This window comes from Collinsella sp. AF11-11, assembly GCF_003465485.1.
In the GTDB taxonomy this organism is placed as follows: Bacteria; Actinomycetota; Coriobacteriia; order Coriobacteriales; family Coriobacteriaceae; genus Collinsella.
The window spans coordinates 1-22289 of sequence record NZ_QSAS01000018.1; the positions used below are offsets into that span (position 1 = coordinate 1).

General features: G+C 58.8%; 18 protein-coding genes. 10 read left to right on the forward strand and 8 right to left on the reverse strand.

Annotated features, from left to right (window positions below):
- Positions 1-179 precede the first annotated feature (179 nt).
- Positions 180-1808 carry a UDP-glucose--hexose-1-phosphate uridylyltransferase gene (locus DWV58_RS08780; protein WP_199586062.1) on the reverse strand — a complete coding sequence of 543 codons (1629 nt, stop codon included), beginning with the start codon at positions 1806-1808 and terminating at the stop codon, positions 180-182.
- Positions 1799-3004, reverse strand: a complete 1206-nt coding sequence (locus tag DWV58_RS08785; protein WP_117776858.1) for a galactokinase family protein — start codon at positions 3002-3004, stop codon at positions 1799-1801. The genes DWV58_RS08780 and DWV58_RS08785 overlap by 10 nt, the downstream gene beginning before the upstream one ends.
- 383 nt (positions 3005-3387) lie before the next feature.
- Between DWV58_RS08785 and DWV58_RS08795 the strand changes: the two genes are divergently transcribed.
- Together DWV58_RS08795 and DWV58_RS08800 are read left to right on the forward strand one after the other, a co-directional pair.
- A complete protein-coding gene (locus DWV58_RS08795; protein ID WP_117776876.1) occupies positions 3388-4374 on the forward strand; it encodes a LacI family DNA-binding transcriptional regulator in 987 nt (328 codons plus the stop codon).
- A 129-nt stretch (positions 4375-4503) separates the two neighbouring features.
- Positions 4504-5664 carry an FprA family A-type flavoprotein gene (locus DWV58_RS08800; protein WP_233540554.1) on the forward strand — a complete coding sequence of 387 codons (1161 nt, stop codon included), beginning with the start codon at positions 4504-4506 and terminating at the stop codon, positions 5662-5664.
- A 66-nt stretch (positions 5665-5730) separates the two neighbouring features.
- Here DWV58_RS08800 and DWV58_RS08805 read toward each other — a convergent pair whose 3' ends face one another.
- Positions 5731-6534, reverse strand: a complete 804-nt coding sequence (locus tag DWV58_RS08805; RefSeq protein WP_117776860.1) for a DeoR/GlpR family DNA-binding transcription regulator — start codon at positions 6532-6534, stop codon at positions 5731-5733.
- A 335-nt stretch (positions 6535-6869) separates the two neighbouring features.
- Here DWV58_RS08805 and DWV58_RS08810 point away from each other — a divergent pair, with 335 nt between their 5' ends.
- Positions 6870-7727: a class II fructose-bisphosphate aldolase gene (locus DWV58_RS08810; RefSeq protein ID WP_022095149.1), complete on the forward strand. Its 858-nt coding sequence runs from the start codon at positions 6870-6872 to the stop codon at positions 7725-7727.
- 322 nt (positions 7728-8049) lie between these two features.
- Here DWV58_RS08810 and DWV58_RS08815 read toward each other — a convergent pair whose 3' ends face one another.
- From DWV58_RS08815 to vsr, 3 genes are all read right to left on the reverse strand, one after another.
- On the reverse strand, positions 8050-8673 hold the full coding sequence (locus DWV58_RS08815; RefSeq protein ID WP_117776861.1) for an HAD family hydrolase: 624 nt from the start codon (positions 8671-8673) through the stop codon (positions 8050-8052).
- A 56-nt stretch (positions 8674-8729) separates the two neighbouring features.
- Positions 8730-9659 carry an AraC family transcriptional regulator gene (locus DWV58_RS08820; RefSeq protein WP_158564428.1) on the reverse strand — a complete coding sequence of 310 codons (930 nt, stop codon included), beginning with the start codon at positions 9657-9659 and terminating at the stop codon, positions 8730-8732.
- A gap of 497 nt (positions 9660-10156) precedes the next feature.
- Positions 10157-11143: a DNA mismatch endonuclease Vsr gene (vsr, locus tag DWV58_RS10030; protein ID WP_233514497.1), complete on the reverse strand. Its 987-nt coding sequence runs from the start codon at positions 11141-11143 to the stop codon at positions 10157-10159.
- Between the two features lie 140 nt (positions 11144-11283).
- Here vsr and DWV58_RS08835 point away from each other — a divergent pair, with 140 nt between their 5' ends.
- Positions 11284-12069 carry an ABC transporter ATP-binding protein gene (locus tag DWV58_RS08835; protein WP_089572375.1) on the forward strand — a complete coding sequence of 262 codons (786 nt, stop codon included), beginning with the start codon at positions 11284-11286 and terminating at the stop codon, positions 12067-12069.
- Complete coding sequence (locus tag DWV58_RS08840; RefSeq protein WP_117776862.1) at positions 12059-14296, forward strand: FtsX-like permease family protein; 2238 nt, start codon at positions 12059-12061, stop codon at positions 14294-14296. The genes DWV58_RS08835 and DWV58_RS08840 overlap by 11 nt, the downstream gene beginning before the upstream one ends.
- A gap of 190 nt (positions 14297-14486) precedes the next feature.
- Here the strand turns inward: DWV58_RS08840 and DWV58_RS08845 are convergent, their stop codons facing one another.
- Positions 14487-15452 carry a response regulator transcription factor gene (locus tag DWV58_RS08845; RefSeq protein ID WP_117776863.1) on the reverse strand — a complete coding sequence of 322 codons (966 nt, stop codon included), beginning with the start codon at positions 15450-15452 and terminating at the stop codon, positions 14487-14489.
- A gap of 330 nt (positions 15453-15782) precedes the next feature.
- Here DWV58_RS08845 and ptcA point away from each other — a divergent pair, with 330 nt between their 5' ends.
- The 5 genes from ptcA (at position 15783) to DWV58_RS08875 (ending at position 22052) form a co-directional block, all read left to right on the forward strand.
- Positions 15783-16856, forward strand: coding sequence for a putrescine carbamoyltransferase (gene ptcA, locus DWV58_RS08850; RefSeq protein ID WP_117776864.1), 1074 nt, complete (start codon positions 15783-15785; stop codon positions 16854-16856).
- 133 nt (positions 16857-16989) lie between these two features.
- Positions 16990-18429, forward strand: coding sequence for an APC family permease (locus DWV58_RS08855; RefSeq protein ID WP_117776865.1), 1440 nt, complete (start codon positions 16990-16992; stop codon positions 18427-18429).
- 367 nt (positions 18430-18796) lie between these two features.
- Entirely contained in the window at positions 18797-20002 is a 1206-nt protein-coding gene (locus tag DWV58_RS08865) for an agmatine deiminase family protein (protein ID WP_117776866.1), read from the forward strand.
- 468 nt (positions 20003-20470) lie between these two features.
- Positions 20471-20653 (forward strand): hypothetical protein, encoded by a 183-nt coding sequence (locus tag DWV58_RS08870; RefSeq protein ID WP_117637033.1) that lies wholly within the window; start codon positions 20471-20473, stop codon positions 20651-20653.
- Positions 20643-22052, forward strand: a complete 1410-nt coding sequence (locus DWV58_RS08875) for an APC family permease (protein ID WP_117776867.1) — start codon at positions 20643-20645, stop codon at positions 22050-22052. The genes DWV58_RS08870 and DWV58_RS08875 overlap by 11 nt, the downstream gene beginning before the upstream one ends.
- A gap of 36 nt (positions 22053-22088) precedes the next feature.
- Here the strand turns inward: DWV58_RS08875 and DWV58_RS08880 are convergent, their stop codons facing one another.
- Positions 22089-22280: a hypothetical protein gene (locus tag DWV58_RS08880; protein ID WP_117776868.1), complete on the reverse strand. Its 192-nt coding sequence runs from the start codon at positions 22278-22280 to the stop codon at positions 22089-22091.
- Positions 22281-22289: the final 9 nt, after the last annotated feature.

Sequence of the window (22289 nt, forward strand, 5' to 3'; positions counted from 1 at the left end):
CCCGAGACGGGCCCGGGCTGACAATTTCGACTGTAATGGACGTTCTTTAACGACTAGTCGAACAAGAACGTCCCCAACGACTACATTCAAAAACGGCGCCCGTCGGCGATGTTGCCGGCGGGCGCCGTTGTCGTGTGGGCGGTTATGTCGTGGCCGCTGATGAGGCTCGAACTCGTATGCTACAGCGAGTCGATGAAGCGCTGTTGGGCGGCGCGGCCGGCTTCGTCCCACTTAAAGACGCCGGCGTTGTCGAGCACGTGGCCGAACACCACGCCGACCTCCTCGTGCAGGATATCGATGGCGTTGTCCGCCGTAAGCTCATCGGCGCGGCGGGCAAAAACGTCCTCGGCCCATGCGGCGTGGCTGCGGCAAAGGTCGTCGCCCTCGAGCGCGCTGGCAAGGTCGTAGCTGGCGTCGACCTTGGCTGCCAGCAGATGCTCGCGGACAGCGCCGAGCTCGGGAACCAGGCGCGGCGGAAGAATGGCCAGGCCCATGACCTCGATCAGGCCGATGTTCTCCTTCTTAATGTGGTGATACTCGGCATGCGGGTGGAACACGCCCAGCGGATGCTCGTCGGTCGTGATATTGCAGCGAAGCGCCAAGTAGGCCTCGTAAATCTCGCCGCCGGCGTTGCCGCGGGAGTCGACGCGGCGGATGACGGGCGTCACGGTGTTGTGCGCCACGCCGTCGGCTGTGTGCGCGATGACGCCAACAGACTCATCGGTCCACTCGCGCCAGGCGAGGATAATCTTTTCGGCAGCGCCGAGCAGCTGAGCGCGGTCATGCGAGCGCAGGCGCAGCACCGAGAGCGGCCACTGCAGCACGCTACCGCTGACCTGGTCAAAACCGGGCACGCTAAACTGCGAGACCTCGGCGGCGTGCATCATGGGGAACTCGTGTGCGCCGCCCTGGAAGTGGTCGTGCGACAAGATCGAGCCGCCCACGATGGGCAGGTCGGCGTTGGAGCCGATGAAGTAATGCGGGAACAGGTCCACAAAGTCGAGCAGGCAGGTCAGGCCCTTGCGGTCGACGTGCATCGGACGATGCTCGGAGCTCATGGCAATGCAGTGCTCGTTAAAGTACGCGTACGGGCTGTACTGGAAGCCCCAGCGCTCGCCGTCGAGCTGGATGGGGATAACGCGCAGATTCTGGCGGGCGGGGTGAGCTCCGCCGTCGGCTGCGGCGGAGCGTCCGGGATAGCCCTCGTTTTCGATGCAGAGCTGGCAGGCGGGATACTTCTCGTCCGTGTTCTTAGCTGCACCTGCCGCGGCGATATCGCGCGGGTCCTTCTCGGGCTTGGACAGGTTGATGGTGATCTCAAGATCGCCCCAGTTGGTGGGGGTGCTCCATTTGATGTTGCGCGCGATGGCGGCACGGCGCACGTAGCCGGCGTCGCAGCACAGGCCGTAGAACCAGTCGGTCGCGGCACGGGGCTCGTTGATGCCCATACGCCCATTGAATTCCTCGTTTACAACCGAAGGCCTCGGCATGAGCGCGCCCATGATGCGCATGGCGATGCGATCGCGGCCCGACGCCGTGTCCTCGGCAGCACCGTTGGCAACGGCAGTCTCGGCAAGCGCGGCAAGCGTGCCTTCAAGGTCAAAGTCGGGCAGGGTATCGGGGTGCAAGAGCGAGAGTTTCTCAACCTGGAGTGCCCAGGCCATGTCGAGTGCCGGCCCCGTGGCGCCGATGCACTCGAGAACGGTGTTGTATGCCCAGATGCGATCGTCCTGGCCGATCATCGATCGGTGGATGGCATATTCGATGAGGCCCTGCGCGGCCTCGCGCACATCAGTCATTACAGCCATGCCGCGTAAGCCCCCTTGTCAGAAATCGCGTAGTGGCGGGCAGAGCCCTCGCCAAGCCAGCCGTTCATCTTGGCAATGAAGGTGTCGACCAGCTCGAGCGGCACGAAGGCCTGGATGGTACCGCCAAAGCCGCCGCCGTGGATACGCACGGCGCCACGGCCGTCGAGCACATGCTCGGCAAGAGCAAGCGCGTACATGGAAGGCTGCTCGGCACCCAGTTTGGCAACAACATTCTGCAGGTACATGGCGGAGCTGGCGCCGGACTCACGCGTCAGGACCAGGAACTGGTCAATGTCGCCGGCGTTCAGGGCCGCCCAGCGCTTATCGACCAGGCCGTTCTCGTACCAGTAATGAACGGCGCGCAGGCAGGCGCGGTCGCCCAGCTTGGCGCGCAGCTCGGGGAGCTTGGCGTCAAAGTCCGCCACGTTTACCTCGCACAGGCGTGCCTTGCCAAACTCGGCGGCGACGTCCTGCATCTCGCGCGGAACAGCGGCGTAGTCGTCGGTGGCTGCCACATGGTCGGCGCCAACTTTAACGAGCACGAGCGCATAGCCGTGATCCTCAAAGTTGAGCTCGAGCTTCTGGGTCTTAGGCTGAGCCTGGTCCTCAAAGTCCATGTAGGCGAGGCCGCCCAGGCACACGGCAGCTTGGTCCATCAGACCGCAGGGCTTGCCGTAGTAGTTGTTCTCGGTGCGCTGGCTCATCTGGGCGAGTGCGACGGGTTCAATGGCGGGCGCGCCCCAGAGCGTCTCCATGGCACGGCTGTACGCGGCCTCGACGGCAGCAGAGCTGGAAAGGCCACCGCCCGAGGGGACGGAGCAGGTGAAGGCGAAGTCGAAGCCCTTGGGCTCAACACCAAGCGCTGCGACCTCATGGGCCATACCGCGCACGAGGCTTGCGGACGTGCCCTTCTCGGACTCCTGAATGTCTACCGTGTCTAGCGTGATCTCAAACGTAGGATAGCCCTCGTCGGCGACGCGAATCTTGTTGGAATCGGTTGCCACGGCGATGCCGTCAACGGCGACATCGAGCGAGCCGGCGATAACGTGACCGCCCTCGTGATCGGTGTGATTGCCGCTGATCTCGGAGCGGCCGGGCGCGTGCACGTAGAGCACCTTGCGGTCGCCGATGGGGCCAAACTCCTCCTCAAACAGCTTGGTGAGCGTGGCGAATGTCTTTTCGTCGGGGGTGGTCATGGGAGTCCTTTCCTTGGCGCGCACGGGTGAGTTTTGCGTCGTTATGAGTACGTTAACAACTTGAAGCGGCATGAATCACGTGTTCACGATGCCGCACGTTACGGGCTATGTTAACGTACTCATAACACATCGCTTGTCACTTTTTGAGAATCTGGTAATCGGTAGAAATGCAGCCGTGAACGGTACTGCCGTATGGACTTATAAAGCAGAAGAGATGCAGATAGAAAAAGTAGAGTACGTTAACATGCGTCCGACGATAGCGGGCTTCGGCGCGGGGTGTATTTCTGCCCGGGCCGGCATGCACGCTATTCAGATCTCGCAAGGGTGAAGGTGATCCTGTGGCAAGGCGCCCGTCCAACGATACCAGTTCGCGTCCGGTCTCCATGGCCGACGTCGCCCGCGCTGCTGGCGTTTCGCAGCAGACGGTTTCGCGCGTCGCCAACGGCTTGCCTAACGTCAACGAGCAGACGCGCCAGCGCGTGCAGGCCGCTATGCAAGAGCTCGGCTTTCGTCCGAGTTATGCCGGTCGCTCGCTGCGCGACGGCCGTTACCATTCAGTCGGCCTGTGCGTCAACGATGTCACCAAGTTTGGCAACCTCTCAATGATCGACGGCATCGCCAGCGCTGCTCGCGAGCATAATTGCGCCATCACGTTGGTTGAGATGTCCAAGACCGAGGAGTTTTCGCTTGCCGAGGCCACGCGTCGTATGGCCGCGCTGCCCGTGGACGGCATCATTATCGGCATGAGTCGCATGGCGCCCGATTTTGAGACGTTTGATCCACTGCCGGGCATTGGCACGGTCATCGTTACCATGTACGCGCATCCGCGCGTGACCACAGTTGACTCCGATCATTACGGCTGCTCGCTATTGCTTATGGATCACCTGTTTGAGCTGGGACACGATCAGATTCGCTATATTGGCGGCCCGTCGTTCTCGGTCGATGAGCAGTTTCGTCGCGCCGGTTGGCAGGATGCGCTCGAGCGTAAGCACATTAAGCCACAGGCGCCGCTCGAGGGCGACTGGTCTGCCAACAGCGGTTACGAGGCCGGCAGATATCTGGCCGAACACGACCGCACCATGACGGCGATTTACGCGGCAAACGACCAGATGGCAAATGGCGCAATTGCAGCGCTGCGCGATAGCGGATTGCGCGTGCCCGAGGACGTGAGCGTGGTGGGTGTCGATGACTCGCTCGACGACTTTGTAGCACATAACGAGCTCACGACCGTGCGATTCGATCTGCATCAGCGCGGACGCGAGGTGTTTGAGCATGCGGTTCCCGAGGCGGGTACGGCGGGCAAAACCGTTGCCATCCGTATTCCCGGCCAACTCATCATTCGACATAGTACGGCGATACCGCGTGCATAGTTTGTGCAGGTAAACGGCGATTTATCGCATTTCAATAACAATCGGTAAGGATGCCGGCAGATAGCTGTTGGGATGCAGCCGAGTGCTATGATAGACGGGCTCTTTTGTCTATCTAGGAGGCTTTGCCTGATGGAGATCACCAAGGATATCCGCTACATTGGCGTCGACGATCACGACATTGACCTGTTCGAGGGCCAGTACGATGTGTCCGAGAACGGTATGGCATACAACAGCTACGTTATCTTGGGCGAGAAGATTGCTGTCGCCGATTCGGTCGATGGCGGTTTTGTTGACGAGTGGCTCGGCAACCTCGAGTCCGTGCTCGATGCCCGTACGCCCGACTACCTGGTCGTTCATCACATGGAGCCCGATCACTCCGCCGGTATCGCCGCCTTTATGGAGCGCTATCCCCAGGCGCAGATTGTGGCCAGCATGGGCGCTTTCCGCATGATGGTCAACTACTTTGGCACCGACTTCCCCGAGCGCAAGATGGTCGTCAAAGAGGGCGACGTGCTCGACCTGGGTGGCCACAGCCTAACGTTTGTCGGCGCCCCCAACGTGCACTGGCCCGAGGTGCTCTTCTCCTATGAGGCCACCGACAAGGTGCTCTTTAGTGCCGACGGCTTTGGCAAGTTTGGCGCCAACGACATCGAGGATCCGGAAGGTTGGGCCTGCGAGGCTCGCCGTTACTACTTTGGCATCGTCGGTAAGTTCGGCAAGTTCGTGCAGGCCGTGCTCAAGAAGGCCGCCGATCTGGACATCCAGGTTATCTGTCCGCTCCATGGCCCCGTGCTAACCGAGAACCTGGGCTACTACCTCGACACCTACAACACCTGGTCGAGCTATCAGCCCGAGGACGAGGGAATCACCATTGCTTACGCGAGTGTGTATGGCCATCTGAAGGCTGCCGTTGAGGAGCTTGCATCTGCGCTCGAGGCCCGCGGCCAGAAGGTTTCCGTCTTTGACCTGGCTCGCGACGACATGGCCGAGGCCGTTGAGGATGCGTTCCGCTATGACCGTCTGGTACTCGCTTCCATTACCTATCAGGGCGAGATCTTCCCGTTCATGAGCACCTTTATCCACACGCTTGCCGAGCATGCCTACCAGAACCGTACCGTGGCGCTTGTCGAGGCTGGTTCCTGGGCGCCTGCAGCTGCCAAGGTTATGACCAAGGAGCTCGAGGGCATGAAGGACATCACCCTGACGCAGAACAAGGTGACTGTCCTGGGTTCGCTCAACGACGCCTCGCGCGCTCAGATCGAGGCCCTCGCTGACGAGCTCTCCAAGTAGCGATACGTTCACTTTTAACGCTCAAACCACCACAAAGGGGACAGGCACCTTTGTGGTGGTTTTTGTTTAAGCGCCGGCGATGAGGAGATTTGGGCGGGCGTTGTCGACGATCTCGACGATTGAGGTGGCGACGGCGTGATCGGGGTCACGGTCCATCACGATGGCGTTGACGTCGGTCAGCTCGGCAAAGCGGTACATGCCACGTCCGTTGACCTTGCTGGCGTCCATGAGGGCGACACTTTGACGGGCGGCGCCGACCATAGCCGCTTTGGTCTCGGCCATCTGCGGAAAGTCGGTCGTAAAGCCGCAGCCGGGAACAAAAGCGCCAGGGCACATGACGGCAAGATCGGCGTGGACCATTTGGAGCGCCTGCATGGTAAGTGGGCCGTACAGATAGCGATGACCTTTGCGCAGCGTCCCGCCCAGCATGACGACATCGACCGAGGGCATGCTCTCGTCGATGTAATCGGCAATGGTAATGTCGGCCGTGATGACGGTGATGCCATCGCGCTGGTCGAGCAGGCGGACAAACTCGAGAGCGGTGGTGCCCGAGTCTACGAGCAGGGTGTCGCCGTTGCCGACGAGTTCAATGGCGCTTTGCGCGATGGCCTGCTTGGCGGCGACATTGACGTTGATGCGGCGATCCTGGGTGGATACGGTCAGTCGCTTCTGGAGCGACACAGCGCCGCCATGCGTGCGGCGCAGCTTGCCGGACTCGGCGAGCGCGTCTAGGTCGGCGCGGGCGGTAACGGAGGACACGCCAAAGGTTTGGGCGATTTCTGCCACTTGCACCGAGGCGTTATGTTCGAGCATCTCCATGATGGCGGCACGCCGCTCATCGGCGAAAGCTCGGGTTGTTGCATGGGCCATATCCGCTCCATCATCGTCTGAAATTTGCAGGAATTGTGTTGAGTCTATTTTCGTTCATTTTCTTTTTAAGTAAGAAAACGCCTTTCGATTACTTACTTTTTCTATAAAAGAAAGACGCTGAACGCCCAAAATTCAATATCGAACACGCCCACTCAGTTCCAATTCCTTCCGTTTACTTTTCAAAAACGACTGTATTGACCTGCATGGGCTCAATATCTCGCACATGCAGAGCCGTTGAATTTCATACAATGAGCGAAGCAAAACGCAAGGTAAAACGCCTTGCGGACACGTACGCCCGATGTCCAGATGCGGGCGAGGGAGAGGAGCAAACGCTCATGGCACTTGTTACCACCGAAAAGATGCTCAAGGACGCTCAGGCCGGCCACTACGCCGTTGGTGCGTTCAACGTTGAGAACCTCGAGTTTGTTATGGCCGTTCTGGCTGCTGCCGAGGAGACCAAGTCCCCCGTCATCATGCAGACCACCCCGGGCACCATCAAGACCGCTGGTCTGGACTACTTCTACGGCATGGTCAAGGCTGCCGCCGAGCGCGCTTCCGTGCCCGTCGCCCTGCACCTCGATCACGGCGATGGCTATGACCGCTGCATGCAGGCTTTCCGCACCGGCTACACCTCTGTCATGATTGACGGCTCGCACGAGTCCTTCGAGGACAACATTGCCCTGACCAAGTCCGTCGCCGACGCTGGCCGCGCCATGGGCGTGCCCGTCGAGGCTGAGCTCGGTAAGGTTGGCGGCAAGGAGGACGACGGTCCCGCGGTTGAGGGCGAGAGCCCCTACACCGATCCGGCCGAGGCCAAGGAGTTCGTCGAGCGCACAGGCTGCACCTCGCTGGCGATTGGCGTTGGTACCAGCCACGGCGTGTACACGAGCGATCCGCACATCGAGCAGTCGGTGGTCAAGGCCATCCGCGACGCCGTCGACGTGCCGCTGGTTCTGCACGGCACTTCCGGTGTGCCCGATGAGCAGGTTGCCGAGGCTGTGAAGAACGGCATCTGCAAGGTTAACTACGCAACCGAGCTGCGTCAGGCCTACACCAAGGGCTTCATGGCCTACATGGCCGAGAACCCTGCCTGCTTCGATCCTAAGAAGCCGGCCAAGGAGGGCATGCGTGAGATCACCGAGCTGGTTAAGATCCGCATGACCAACCTCAACTCTGTGGGCAAAGCAGAGTAACAGCAAGGGTACTCCGACTCGCTACATATCCCGGGGAGGGACGAGGGCTTAGTTCCCCAATCGTCCTCGGGCATGCAAAAAGCCTCGCTGCGCACTTCGCGCGGCGAGGCTTTTTGCCCCCTGCGGAAAGATTGGGGAACTAAGCCCTCGTCCCTCCCAGGTTGACCTACTCGAGGTCGTCGCCCTTGTGGCGTTAGGGCGGAAAATAATAAGAAGCCTTCGCGCTGCGGAATGATTTTGGAAACTAAGTACGGGGACCCGCCCAAGCCGTTCTGCTCAATCGCCCTTGTGGTGTTGGGACTGAAAGGGTGGGACGCGTGGGTTATTTGGTTGTTAGGGTTAGTAGGTCGTTGGGGGTTTTGAGGTTGTAGGTGGCGTTTGGGATATCTTGGTGTGATCCCCATGCTGCTCGGGCAAAACTGACCCCTGCTGAAGTTGCGCATTGTTCGTCGTAGACGGTGTCGCCAACGTAGACGACGTTGCCAGGATTCGCGCCCGCACGTCGGAGATATTCGAGCATGGGTGCGGGTGCGGGTTTATGTTCGGTTGTGTCTTCGACAAGGATGATGTGCTCAAAATACTTATCGAAACCAAGGGGTGCAATTTCTTTTGCGTATTCGTCGCGCGCACGTGAGGAGACGATGCCAAGTTTGCAGCCGCTATCGGTGAGCGTTGCGATGACTTCAAGCAAACCTGGAAACACGCTGATGGTGCTTTTAAAGCTGGCGGCAACTTGGCACCAGCGATCCAACGTTGCCTGCGAGTAGATCCCAAGTTTCTCAAGGGCATCCTTGCCGGGTATGCCGAGGGCAAAGTCAAGCTCGTGTCGGGGAAGCGTTTTGCTGGTCTCTTCTTGGACAATCTGGACAAGCGATGACAGAACGCTTTCTTCTGTATCTGCCAATGTCCCATCAACGTCAAATACGATATGGTCAAAGTGCTTCATATGATTGCTCCTCTCTGTTGTTTGCCTGCAAGTTTGATGCAGTGACAGAAGAAGGGCTAGCGGGATTTCTGCCTGGTGCTATCGAGATTCTGCCTCGCTGCTCGATAGCTCGAAGGAGTGCACCCCATTTGTTCTTTAAATACCTGGCCAAGATGGCTTGCTGTTATAAATCCGCATTGGCGCGCGACTGTCTGTACCGTTCGCGTGGTGTGTGCCAAAAGTTCGCAAGCACGGTTTATGCGGTATGCGCGTAGATATGCCGCCGGGGTCGTTCCTGCACAAGTTTCGATAATGCGGTAACACTCTCTTTCGCTTACGCCGGCTGCAGATGCCATCTGGGGCACATCTATAGCGGCTGCATAGTTTGCGCGGATAAAGTCCAGGATTGCCTTGAACTGTACGTCGCGGCTGGTCATCCAAGAGGCGCCGTCGGAAGAAAAGAGCGGTTCGGTCTTGGCGTTAATCTGAATCCAGAGCTCTGACAAACTATTTCGAAGCGCCATCTCGTTCTGCGGCCGTTGAAGGTCGTGGCTAAAGGAGCTCTTTAGCAAATCGATAAAGGGCATATCGTCGGGATTGGTGGGCGACCATTTGAGCACATCGACGCCTCGACATTGAAGCAATGGGTTGATGTAGCGCTTTTGGAGACGCCCCGCGGGATCGCCGAGCATCGACGGCTGAAAGATATGCAGCATTTGAATGGCTGGCGCCGAATTGGGTGATTGCAGCGTGCTGTGCAAAACGCCGCCGTTGATAAAGCCGGCGGACCCTTCCTCAAAGCGTACGTGCTCATGAGCCGCGTGCGTTCGATAGTCGATCGCTCCCTGCTCCATGTAGAAAAGCTCAACTTCGGAATGCCAGTGCCAGGGGACGGAATTGCCCGGATAGCGAGCGAATTCTGCGCGTTCGGCAATATAGGGCCAGTCTTCGGCGGTCTCGGGAAACGCTTCCTCGCGTCCTCCGCGGTGCAATTCTATGTGATCCATGTTTCGCATGGCATCAGTATAAAGCGCGATGGGCTTAGATTGCTCTTGCCTGTTCGGGGAACGCCTTGTCTAGGGATGCTTGGAGCTTATCGAAGGATGCTCGCAAGTTGTGGCTCTGGTCGGTTGAGCGTTTGGCTTTTGTGGTGGGGGAGTCGGGGAGGCCGTTTCTCTGTGTCGGGGGGAAGGAGAAAAGGTTTGCATGTTTTAGGGATGGCTGCTGTGCTGCGTCATTGGAAGAATGCATGCTTATGCGGCCTCCTCGATGTCCACCAAAAGATTGCGCGCGAGGTTTGCTGCTAGGTCCCGTGCGTTGGCAGTATTATGCCGCGGCTGCCGCAAAGAAGCGCTAAAGAAAGGCTTAACCTGGTTTAGTGTTACGATGAAACTGCAGGTCAGAGGTATCGAGTAACACTCTTGAAAGGTTTTGAGCTTAAGGGCTTTCTAAGGTTTGTGACGTGGATGTGGCGCGGACGTGCGGAGCGTGTGAATGCTCGCTGTTAGCGCTGCGGCTCTGTGGCGCGCACCTGCTCGATGACCTTTTCCATCGTGGCGTCGATGCGGTCTTTTTTGAGTTCGCATTCCCAGATGGTTATGGGCGTCCAGCCCATTTGAGTGAGCGCTGCCACAGCAGCACGGTCGCGCTCGACGTTGCGACGGAACTTTGCCTCCCAAAACTCAACGTTGCGCTTGGGCTGGCTTGGGTTGCACTTGGGGCAGCGGTGCCAAAAGCAACCGTTGACGAAGATGGCGATCTTGCGGCCGGGGAAGGCGATGTCGGGCTTGCCGGGTACCTTCCATTCCAAACGATAGCCCGTAAGGCCCGCGGCCCGTAGGCGCTGACGTACGAGCAGCTCGGGCTTGGTGTTGGCGCGCTTGTTGCCCTTCATGGACTTTTTGATGGCGGCGCGACGGCGGACCAGTTCGCGCTCGTCAGCGGAGAGGTCCGAGGTATCGATGCCGTCGAGCAGACCGGGCTTGGGACGCTTTTTGCTGCGGCGTTTAGGTGCGCGCTTGGGTTTGGTGGCGGGTTTGTCGGTTGTGTTGGGCGCGGCGTCATCGGCGGAGCTTGCCTCAAGCCGATCTTCCTTTAACTCAATCAGAGCATCAATGAGCCCCTTGTCGGCGGGCATCCATTCCACCGTGGCAAGCGAGGTGCGTGGAATCCAGCGGATATCAAGCTGGCGGTCGTGTTTCTGGGGCTCATCGGATTCATCGGCGAGCGAGCAGTAGTAACACTCCATGGAGAGATGAAAATCGGGGTAGTCATACTCAACGGTGTAGAAATCACGCAGGTTGGTGACTTTTACCTGTAGCTCTTCCATAAGCTCGCGGCGCACGGCGTCTTCGGGTGTCTCGCCGCGCAGAAGTTTGCCGCCCGGGAACTCCCATAGTCCCTGCATGTTGCCGTAGCCGCGCTGCACGGCAAGCAGCTCGTCAGATCCTTCCTTGCGAATGATCCCAGCGGCAACATGAACAGTCTTCAACAGGAGCCCTTCCTCAACATCAAAACGTTCCCTGCACTACCTTACACAACGGTAAGGCAAGCGTAAGCCATATCGATGGTAGCCGACTCGGCTCCTTGCGACTATAGATGCCGTAGACTAATCGCAAGAAAGGACTCGGTATGCAAACCACGCAAACGGCGACCCCGGTACTGGAGGTCGCGCATCTCGAAAAGGTATATGGAGCACTGGGCAACGTGACCCGCGCGCTCAACGATGTCAGCTTTACCGTCAACCGCGGCGAATTCGTCGGCATCATGGGCGCCTCGGGCTCGGGCAAGTCGACGCTGCTCAACTGCGTGTCGACCATCGATAGCGCCACGAGCGGCACCATTCGCATCAACGGCCAGGATGTGACGCGCATGAAGCAGGCCAAGCTTTCGCAGTTCCGCCGCGAGGAGCTGGGCTTTATCTTCCAGGACTCCAACTTGCTCGATACGCTCACGGCGCGCGAGAACATCGCCCTGCCGCTCACCATCGCCCGCACAAACTCGGCAGAGATCTCGACCCGCGTGCAGGATGTAGCCGCGCGTCTGTCTATCAGTCAGGTGCTCGACAAGTATCCCTACCAGATGTCCGGCGGTCAGCAACAGCGCGTTGCCGCGGCTCGCGCACTCGTCACCGACCCAACTATGATCATGGCCGACGAGCCCACCGGCGCCCTCGATTCCAAGAGCGCCCGCCTGCTGCTCGAGAGCCTGGAGGCGCTCAATCGCCGTCTGCGCGCCACCGTGCTCATGGTCACGCACGACAGCTTTGCCGCCAGCTACACGAGCCGTGTGCTGTTTATCCGCGACGGCAAGATTTTCACCGAGCTGCGCCGCGGCGACACCGACCGCCGAGAGTTCTTCGACCGCATTATGGAGGTCGTTGCCATGATGGGCGGTGAGGGCTCCGATGCTCTGTAAACTCGCTTGGGGCAACGTCCGTCGCGCCGGCCGCGATTACCTTGTCTACTTGCTGACGCTCACCCTGGGTGTCACGGTCTTCTATGCCTTCAATACCGTCTCGATGCAGGTCGACATTGCCGGCATCAAGGAGGAGGGACTGTCCGAGCTCATGGGCACCATGCTCGGTTACCTTACTTACTTTTTGGCTGGCGTCATGGCCTTTTTGATGGTGTATGCCAATAACTTCATCATGAAACGCCGTAAGAAGGAGTTTGGCCTGTACCAGGTGCTTGGCATGGGGCGCGGGCGCGTCGCCACGATCATGGCGCTCGAGACCGTGATCGTTTCGGTCGGCGCCTTTGTCGCCGGCATTGTGCTGGGCGTGGGGCTCTCCCAGCTCATGACGTTCTTTACGGCTTCGCTCTTTAAGACGCAGATCGCCGATTTTCACTTCTTTTTCTCGGTGCATGCGTTCAACCTGACCCTTGCCTGCATGCTCGTAATGTTTGTGCTCACGCTACTGCTGAACCTGCGCGCCGTGCGTCGTACCAAACTCATCGAGCTTATGGGTGCCGAGCGTCGCAACGAGAGCATCAAGACACGCAACCCCTGGATCGCGATTGCCATCTTTACCGTGGGCGTGCTACTTGTGGGCGTGGCCTATTACCGTCTGCTGCGTGATGGGTTCCCGCTAACCGAGACGGGCGACAAGCTGGACGGGGCCATGAGCCAGTTTGGCATTACGACCGCTATGGTTACGGTGGGCACCTTTGCCCTGTTCTGGGGACTCTCGGGCATGCTCATCAAGCTGCTGCAGAGCTTGCGCGGCGTGTATTGGCGCGGCCTCAATATGTTTACCGTGCGTCAGCTTTCGGCCAAGGTCAATACGGTGTGCTTTTCGATGGGCGTCATCGCGATGATTCTGTTCCTTGCCATTACCTCGGTGACGTGCGGTATGTCGATTGCCAACGTGATGAACGAGAATCTGGAGCGCTATAACCCTGTTGACGTGTCTCAGACGTATGTCTATTACACGCCCGAAACGCTCGACTACTACAAGGAGTATGTCAATCCGTCTGAGGCCGATCGCATGGTGCTGGCCGATGCAACGGTCGATTTGTACGCTGCATGGCATGGCGATCGTAAAGATCCCGATAACGTTGCAGACGGTATTAAGGGCAAGTCGGCGGACAACAACGACGAGACCGGCAAGAAGGTCAATATCGCCGATGTTGCCGGTGAGCATGTGCAGATCGATTCGTATCTGAGTTATCCGCTTGGCGGCTCGGGCCCCTCGGTGGTGGCGGGTGAGATGTGCAAGGCCATGGGCGAAAAGCTTCTCAAGGCGCTCGAGGGAAGCAACGCCGATGCGATGGGTCTGTATGTGACGCCGGCGAGCCAGTACAACAAGCTGCGCCAGATGATGGGCGAGGAGCCGGTGAGCATTGGCCGCGACCAGTACGTGCTTACGTGTGATATGGGCGGTGAGCTGGGCGACCTGTACACCAAGTATATGGCTGGCGGCCATACCCTCACCTTGGACGGGCATGAGCTCAAGCCCGCAACCGATAAGTCGGACGAGGACACGGCGGCCATCGCCAACTCGGCGATGGGCAGCAATCCCGGTACCGTGGTCGTAGCCGATGAGCTGCTGTCCCAGCTTAATCTGCAGCCGTATTCCAGTAATCTGCTCGTTAATTACAAACAGGGTATGGATACGACCGAGGCAGACGAGAGCATTAAATACACCTTGCTCGATAATCTGCTCGTTGACGGCAAGGAGCCGGGGTCGTGGGGAGTCTTCATCACGCGTTCCGAGATGTACACGCAAGCAGCGCAGATGAACGGCATGATTAGCTATCTAGCCATCTATATTGGCTTTGTACTGGTCGTTGCATGTGCGGCAATTCTGTCGATCCAGCAGCTCTCCAATGTGGCCGACGGAAGCCGCAGCTATCGCGTGCTGGCGCAGATCGGCTGTGACGACCGCCAGATTCGCCATTCGGTGATGGCGCAGCAAGCGGTGTTCTTCCTGTTCCCGCTGACAGTGGGTCTGGCGCACTCCTTTGTGGCGCTCAAGGTGATCATCGAGCTGGTGAGCACGTTTGGCAACATGAGCATCGGCGGTACCGTGGGCCTCACCTGTGCGATTTTCCTGGTAGCCTACGGTGGCTACTTCTTGGTAACGTACCTCATGAGCGCCGGCATGGTACAAGCTGCTATCGCCACCCGCTACAGCGAGTAACCTGCCTAGCGAAAAGTAAAATCATCACAGGTTGAGCATAAGTCAGCGAAAGCGCCCCTAGGTGAGCAAGGTGACGTGAAAGAGGAGGGAAGCGTACTTTTAGTACGCGACCGACGATTGAACGTCAGATTGCCGCCTAGGGGCGCTTGCAGCGTCGAGCCGTTACGCGGTTTGGCAAAACCGCGTAACCTCAACGTTTCCAAAAATGCAGGATGAGCGTCGTGCGGTTTTGCTGCTCGGTTTTGACCAGGATGTTGTGGATGTGGGTCTTGACGGTGCCCACGGCAAGGAATAGCTCGTCAGCGATCTCTTGGTTCGATTTGCCCAGCACAACCAGGCGCAAAACCTCGGCCTCGCGGTTGGAGAGCCTGTAGGCGTTGCGATAGAAGGGCATTTGCTCTTCGATGTGTCGATCAAGATCGCTGACGTTCTTTTCCTCGGGCGCCTCCTGCATGCGGATTGAAAGCACGTGGTAGGAGTAGATAATCAGCAGAATCGCAAAGTAGCACGCAAAGACGTTCTCGCTAAAGTTGCGCTCGGATAGATAAAGCTGCAGCCAAGAGGGCGCCAGACTCATGGGGATGACAAGGATGTTGTAGAAATCCTCGGCAACGATGCAACCGACCAGAATAGCGCCGATAATCAGGTGCTTTCGCTGGTTGTTAACGCGTGCCTTCAGCTCAACCTCTGTACTCTTATGAGCCGTCCAAAAGATATACAGTCCAACAAAGACAAGGAATGCCTGGCGTATCGTGTAGTAGATCCACTGACGCATGGGGCCGGAGGGGACTGCGACGATAGCCAGCGACTCGCACAGCAAAAACGTTAAGACGGGGATAGCGAACTGCTTTTTAGAATGCTTATCGAGCAGGTCCATGGCAATCAGCCAAATAAAAGCCTGTGAAGCGGTCGCCACAAGGGTCCGCATTACAGGCATGGTAATTGAGTAATAGTCACTGGCCGGAAAACTCTGGTTTTGCAACGTGTATTCAAAAAAGAAGATCTCGGTCATCTCGATGGCATAGCAAATAAAAACGCCGCTGCCATAGATAAAGAATCGGCGACGGGACGAGGCATAGGCGGCAAGCGAAAGCACTGCCGTCACAATACAGATCACGAGTATCGCTAGGGTATAGAAGAACATCAGAGTGTTCATCTGTCACCGTCCCATCTCATTTAATCTATGGCAAAGCCCTGTATGCCTTGTGGGGTATAGACGTCTCAACCCTTCGTTTCATTGCGGATTAGGCGCCGAGATACAGCATAGCCGTATACCGTTCGCGGTTCTAGATAGTAAACCCCCTGCAATCCCGCTACCTGCGGGTTTATATTGGTTTAGAGGGGGTGTAACTCCGTGAACGGTCTTTAATCCCGAATAAACTAGGTAAAAATTGCATACGGGTGAATGATGGTCTTGTCAACACGAGGCGTGATGTTCGAGCGCCTCATAGTAATAGTCGGCACGACCGGCGGAAAGGAAATCGACATGGCACTGCCTAAGGATTTCATCGACACCAACGACTTCACCAAAGAGCAGATCCTGGCTATCGAGGATCTTGGCCTGGCAATGAAGAAGGCCATCAAGGTTGACGGTTATTATCCGCACCTGCTCCGCAACAAGAGCCTTGGCATGATCTTCCAGCAGGTCTCCACCCGCACTCGTCTTTCCTTCGAGACCGCTATGACCGACCTCGGCGGCCATGCTCAGTTCTATGGCCCTGGCACCATCCAGCTCGGCGGTCACGAGTCCCTGGGCGACACCGCTCGCGTCATGGGCGACCTGCTCGACATCATGATGGCTCGCGTTGACCGTCACAAGGACGTCGTCGGCCTCGCCGAGGGCTCCGCTGTGCCCGTCATCAACGGCATGTCCGAGTTCAACCATCCCACGCAGGAGATGGGCGACCTCATGACCATGCTCGAGAACCTCCCCGAGGGCAAGAAGATCGAGGACTGCACCCTGGCCTTCATCGGCGACGCCACCCAGGTCTGCGTCTCCCTCATGTTCATCGCCTCCAAGGTCGGCATGAAGTTTGTCCAGTTTGGACCTAAGGGCCACCAGATCCCCGACGGCGGCCTGCACGTTGGCACCGTCGAGGAGCGCGCCGAGTTCGGCAAGCAGATGATGGCCATCGCCGAGGAGAACTGCAAGGTCTCCGGCGGCTCTGTCGTCATCTCCGACGACATCGAGTGCATCAAGGGCGCCGACTTCATCTACACCGACGTGTGGTATGGCCTGTACGACGAGGAGGTCTCGGGCGAGAACTACATGGACGTGTTCTATCCCAAGTATCAGGTCACCATGGACATGATGAACTTCGCCGGCCCCAACTCCAAGTTCATGCACTGCCTGCCGGCCACCCGCAACGAGGAGGTCGTCGACGAGGTCATGGACGATCCCGAGCGCTCCCTGTGCTGGGTCGAGGCCGAGAACCGCAAGCACTCCATCCGTGCTCTCCTTGCCGCCCTGGGCAAGCGCACCCCGCTCAACGACGAGGGTGTCGAGTACTCCGCCAAGGCTGAGCTCCACGCCGCTCTCGAAGCTCTCGAGCAGCTCTAAGCCTTAAGCCTGCTAAAAGCACGTTTGCGGGCGGCGGATGCTCGTCTCCTGTCGCCCGCTCACCGAGGCCCAAGCAATTGCCTTAATACCTTAGGGCCTCGGATCTGTCCAAGACTGAGCGAAGGAGCTCATCATGAGCGACGGAAAGAAAAAGCTTTCCTTCTTGACGGTCATTTCGACCATCATCTGCGTCGTCTTCGTTTGCGAGGCCGCCGCTCCTGCTGCTGCCATTGGCAACCAGCAGTTCTTCTGGTGGATCTTCCTGATCCTGACCTTCCTGCTTCCCTACGGCATGGTTGTCGCCGAGCTCGGTACCACCTATGACGGCGAGGGCGGCATTTACGACTGGGTACGCGATGGCCTGGGCGACAAATGGGGCGCCCGCATCTCGTACTACTACTGGGTCAACTACCCGCTGTGGATCGCCTCGCTGGCTACCATGTTCCCCGACATTTTGGGCATGGTCTTTGGCGTCGAGTTCAACTTGATCGCCAAGATGGGTATCGATCTTGCCTTTGTGTGGATCGTCTATCTCATGGGCCGCTCCAAGGCGGCCGACTCCGAGTGGGTCCTTAACGGTGGCGCCATCATCAAGGTCGCCGTCGCCGTTATCGTTGGCGCTTTGGGCATTTGGTATGCCATGGAGAACGGTTTTGCGAACGACATGTCCGCTGCCACCTTCCTGCCCGAGCTCACCAACACCAACGCTCTCGGTTACCTGTCGATCATCATCTTTAACTTCATGGGCTTCGAGGTCATCTGCACCATGACCGACGACATGGCCGATCCCGCTCGCGATATCCCCAAGGCCATCATCGTCGGTGGCCTGTCCATCGCCGTGATCTACCTGTTCGCTGGCTTTGGCATCGGCGCCGCCGTGCCGGCCGACTCCATCGATCCCGACTACGGCATGATCGTCGCAGTCCAGACCATGGTGGGCGACTCCATGATCTTTAAGGTCATCTGCATCGCCTTCCTGATCACCCTGTTCGCCAACATGGCCGCTTGGTCCTTCGGCGTTAACTCCGTTGCTCGCTACGCTGCCGAGCACGGCAACATGCCCAAGGTCTTCGCCTCGATGATCTCGGATGACGACATGCCCAACGGCGCCAACCTGGTCAACGCTGTCGTTGCCTCCCTGGTGCTGTGCCTGCAGCTCGTGCCCATCGACGCCATCTCCAACGGTGTCTTCTGGATGCTCTTCGGCACCTCCGTCGTCTTCCTGCTGCTGACCTACATCCCGATGTTCCCGGCGTTCCTCAACCTTCGCAAGAACGACCCCAACCGCGAGCGTATCTTCACGTTCCCGTTTAAGGGCGCCATGATGAAGGTCATGCTGGCCATCCCTTGCATCGAACTGATCCTGGCCATCGTTGCAACGCTGGTGCCGCTCTCCGCCGCCGAGATTGGCGACAAGCTCCCGATGATCGTTATCTTCATCGTGCTTCTGCTCATCGGCGAGGTTGTCCGCGTCGTCAGCGCCAAGGGCCGCGAGACCGAGTACAAGGGCCTCACTCCCGAGCTGGCAGCTCAGCGTCTCGCTGAGGAGGCCGCCGAGGCCGAGGAGAACTAGAGCACCCGGTTCTGGGGCTCCAACCCTCCTCGCGTACCAACGTGCGCTTCGTCGGGCTTGTCGCTCCCGACTCCGGGCACTCTAGCCTCTTCGGAGACGTGCCCAAGCGACAGGTTTGCTAACCATTCCCCGGGGTGGGTGTGAGCGATAGCTCCGGTAACCACCGCCCACCCCAATCTCTCTTCCGTATCCTTCGTGCGTTTTGTCTCCGCGCACTTGGTTACGTCGTCGCTTGCCGGTGCGATTCCGTGAAAACCGGCGTCGGGCGCCCCGACCTTTGCCGAGGAACGGGCGCCTACCATCTCTTGGTTTTAGGCTGCGGGCAACCCGCCCGCGGCAAGCGATCGTTCGATTTGGAGGAAATCTTATGCGTACGATCACCGAGTCCGAGTCCACCCCCAAGGCCGACGGCTTCTTTATGCCCGCTGAGTTCGCCCCGCAGGATCGCGTGTGGATGGGTTGGCCCCACCGCACCGACACCTGGGCCCACGGCGCCAAGCCGGCTCAGAAGCAGTATGCCGCCATCGCCCGCGCCATCGCCGAGTTCACCCCGGTTACCATGTGCGCCAACCAGGTCGACTATGCCAACTGCAAGGCCGTCTTCGAGGAGGACGAGAACGTCACCGTCATCGAGATGACCACCGACGACGCCTGGTTCCGCGACACCGCCGCCACCTACGTCATCAACGGCAAGGGTGAGAAGCGCGCCAACCACTGGCACTTCAACGCCTACGGCGGTCTCGTCGACGGCCTCTATTTCCCGTGGGACAAGGACGAGCAGATCGCCCTTAAGATGGCTGAGCTTTCCGGCTGCCGCCGCTATCGTCCCGATGACATGATCCTCGAGGGCGGCTCCATCACCGTTGACGGCGAGGGCACCCTTGTCGTGACCGACCAGTGCCTGCTTTCCCCGGGCCGCACCTGCTCTGCAGTGCTCGAGGAGGAAGAGGATCCCGAGTCCATCTGGCCCAAGTTCCACAAGAAGTTTGAGCCCTGGAGCGAGGAGCTTCGCGCCTACATGGACGAGCACCTCAAGGATTACCTGGGCGTCGAGAAGGTCATCTGGGTCAAGGAGGGCATCGACCCCGAGGAGACCAACGGCCACATCGACGACGTCGCCACGTTCATCGCCCCGGGCGTCATGGCCTGCATCTGGACCGACGATCCCGAGTATCCGTTCTACGAGCAGTGCCACGCTGCCTACGAGACCCTCTCCAACGCCGTTGACGCCAAGGGCCGCAAGATGAAGGTCTACAAGCTCTGCATGCCCGTGACCCCGCTGTTCATGGACCAGGCCTCCTGCGACACCATCGACGCCGACGAGAACGCCGAGCCGCGCGTCCCCGACGAGCCGCTGATCGCGTCCTACATGAACTACCTGGTCACCAACCACGGCGTCATCGTCCCGCAGTACGGCGACGAGAACGACCAGCTGGCCGTCGACACGCTCCAGAAGATCTATGACGAGGTCTGGGGCGAGGGCGTCTACAAGTGCGTCGGCGTCCAGTCCGAGCAGGTCGTCTTCGGCGGCGGCAACATCCACTGCATTACGCAGCAGGAGCCCTCGGCGTAACTCAGGCACGCCACCTTGGCGTTCACTCGTCGCTTACGTAGCGTCAGTACGCTACGCTCCTCGTTCGCGCCAATCTGGCGCACCTGAGCACGCCGAGTAAACGTCTGACTTTCCGAGGCACCCCATCTCGCCGCTCAAACCGTCGCTCGCGTACCAAAGTACGCTTCGCTCCTCTTTCGCGGCGACCTGGGGCACCTCGAAAACCCAGCCGATCAATCGGACGGTCGGTGAATCGGACCATCTTGGGGCATTGATGGCTGATTTGCTTGATGTCTTGGTCGGTTGGGTTTTCTTTGGGCACTCCGTTGCCTCCACATCGGAGTGCCTTTTTTCTTTGATTGAATACGCGTCTGGCCTGGGATTTTTTGCGGGTTAGGCCAATTGTTCGCTTGAATTTCCCAGGTCAGACGCGTCTTCAATTGCCGAAAGTTCCCGGTCGCGAACGCGACCGGTTTGATCGGAGTATCTATGTACCAGCGTATCGTTATCTACACGCGCCTGTTCCGCGAGCGTTGGTCCAACAAATGCATCCTCTCCTCTCTCTGGGATGGCACCTGCACCGGTGACGCGGCCTGCAACCCTACCTTGGGCTGCGCCTTCGGTACAGATGCCATCCTTTTTGCTGTAGGGGGCGCGCGCCATGGCAGGTAAAAAGTTCTCCCTGATCGAGGTCATCCTTTCGGTTATCTGCGTCGTGTTTACCATCGAGGCGGCGGCTCCGGCATCTGCCATGGGTAACGTACAGTTCTTCTGGTGGATTTTCCTTATCATTACGTTTTTGCTTCCCTATGGTCTGGTGGTGGCCGAGCTGGGTACGGCGTTTGATTCCGAGGGCGGCCTGTACGATTGGGTTCGCTTGGGCCTGGGCGACCGTTGGGGCGCCCGTTGCTCTTGGTGCTACTGGGTTAACTTTCCGCTGTGGGTGGCAAGTATCGCCTGCATGTTCCCCAGTGTCATTAATGCGGTGTGGGGTATCGAGTTTTCACTCGGGATCCGAATTGCCATCGAGATTGCCTTTGTGTGGGGCGTCACGGTCATGGCAATGCAGCCGGTGGCGGAGGCCGATTGGGTTATGGACGGCGGCGCCGTCATCAAGGTGCTCATTACCGCTGCGGTGGGAATCGTCGGCATTTGGTTTGCCTGCAATAACGGCTTTGCCAACGACATGTCGTTTAAGACCTTCATTCCAGATCTGGGCGACACCAATTCGTTGACGTACCTATCGATTATCCTGTTCAACTTTATGGGCTTCGAAGTGGTCGCGACCTTTGCCAGCACGATGAAGAACCCGTCGCGTGATATCCCCAAGGCGGTTATTGCCGGTGGCGTGGCCATTGCGGCGATCTACATCATCTGTGGCATTGGCATTGGAGCCGCGGTTCCCACCGAGCAGCTTTCACTCGATTCGGGCATTGTGGACGCAGTCGCCGCTATGGTGGGGCGCACCCACCCGCTGACGATGGTCGTGGGCGTGGCCTTTTTGGTGACGCTGTTCGCCAATATGATCTGCTGGAGCTTTGGCGTCAACAACGTAGCGAGCTATGCCGCACGTCACGGCAACATGCCGCGCCCCTTTGCGCTGGTGTCCAAAAAGACCGGCATGCCCAACGGCTCGGCGCTCATTAACGGCTGTTTTGCCAGTCTGGTGCTGCTGCTCCAGATTCCGCTGGGTGAGGGTTCCGACGTCTTTTGGGTCTTCTTCTCGATGAACGTCGTCTTTCTGCTCATGAGCTATATTCCCATGTTCCCAGCGTTTTGGCGTCTGCGCAAGCACGATAATCGCTCGCGTGTGTTCCGTGCGCCTTTCGAGGGCAAGGTGCTCGCGGTGGCGCTTGCGATTCCCGTGGTGGAGCTCGTGCTTTCGATTGTTGCTACGATTGTGCCGCTCAACAGCTCACCTGCCGAGATGGCAAAGTTGCCGATTCTCGCGGGCGTAGTGATTGGCCTGTTATTGGGCGAGGTTTCGCGCCTCATATCGCGCCGCGGCCGAAGCGTCGACAATCCCGGCGTTGGTGCACGGGGGTCAGGTTACTTTGCACCAAAACAGTAAGCGCCGCGAGTTACGCAGCGCTTGGTGCATCTTGGATTACTGTTCGCGGTGCTCGGGATCGGAAACGAGCTTAGGCGCAAAGTAGGGGACGTGGCCCAGGTACGGGCAGCTATCCTCGCGCGCCTCGACGGCGGAGGGGACGTTGTCGTAGGTCATGGAAGAACCGAGTCGGGTGATGGCCTTGGCGGCGGGCGCGACGAGCATCTTGAGCGGAGCGATCGGTGTCATGGCATCTCC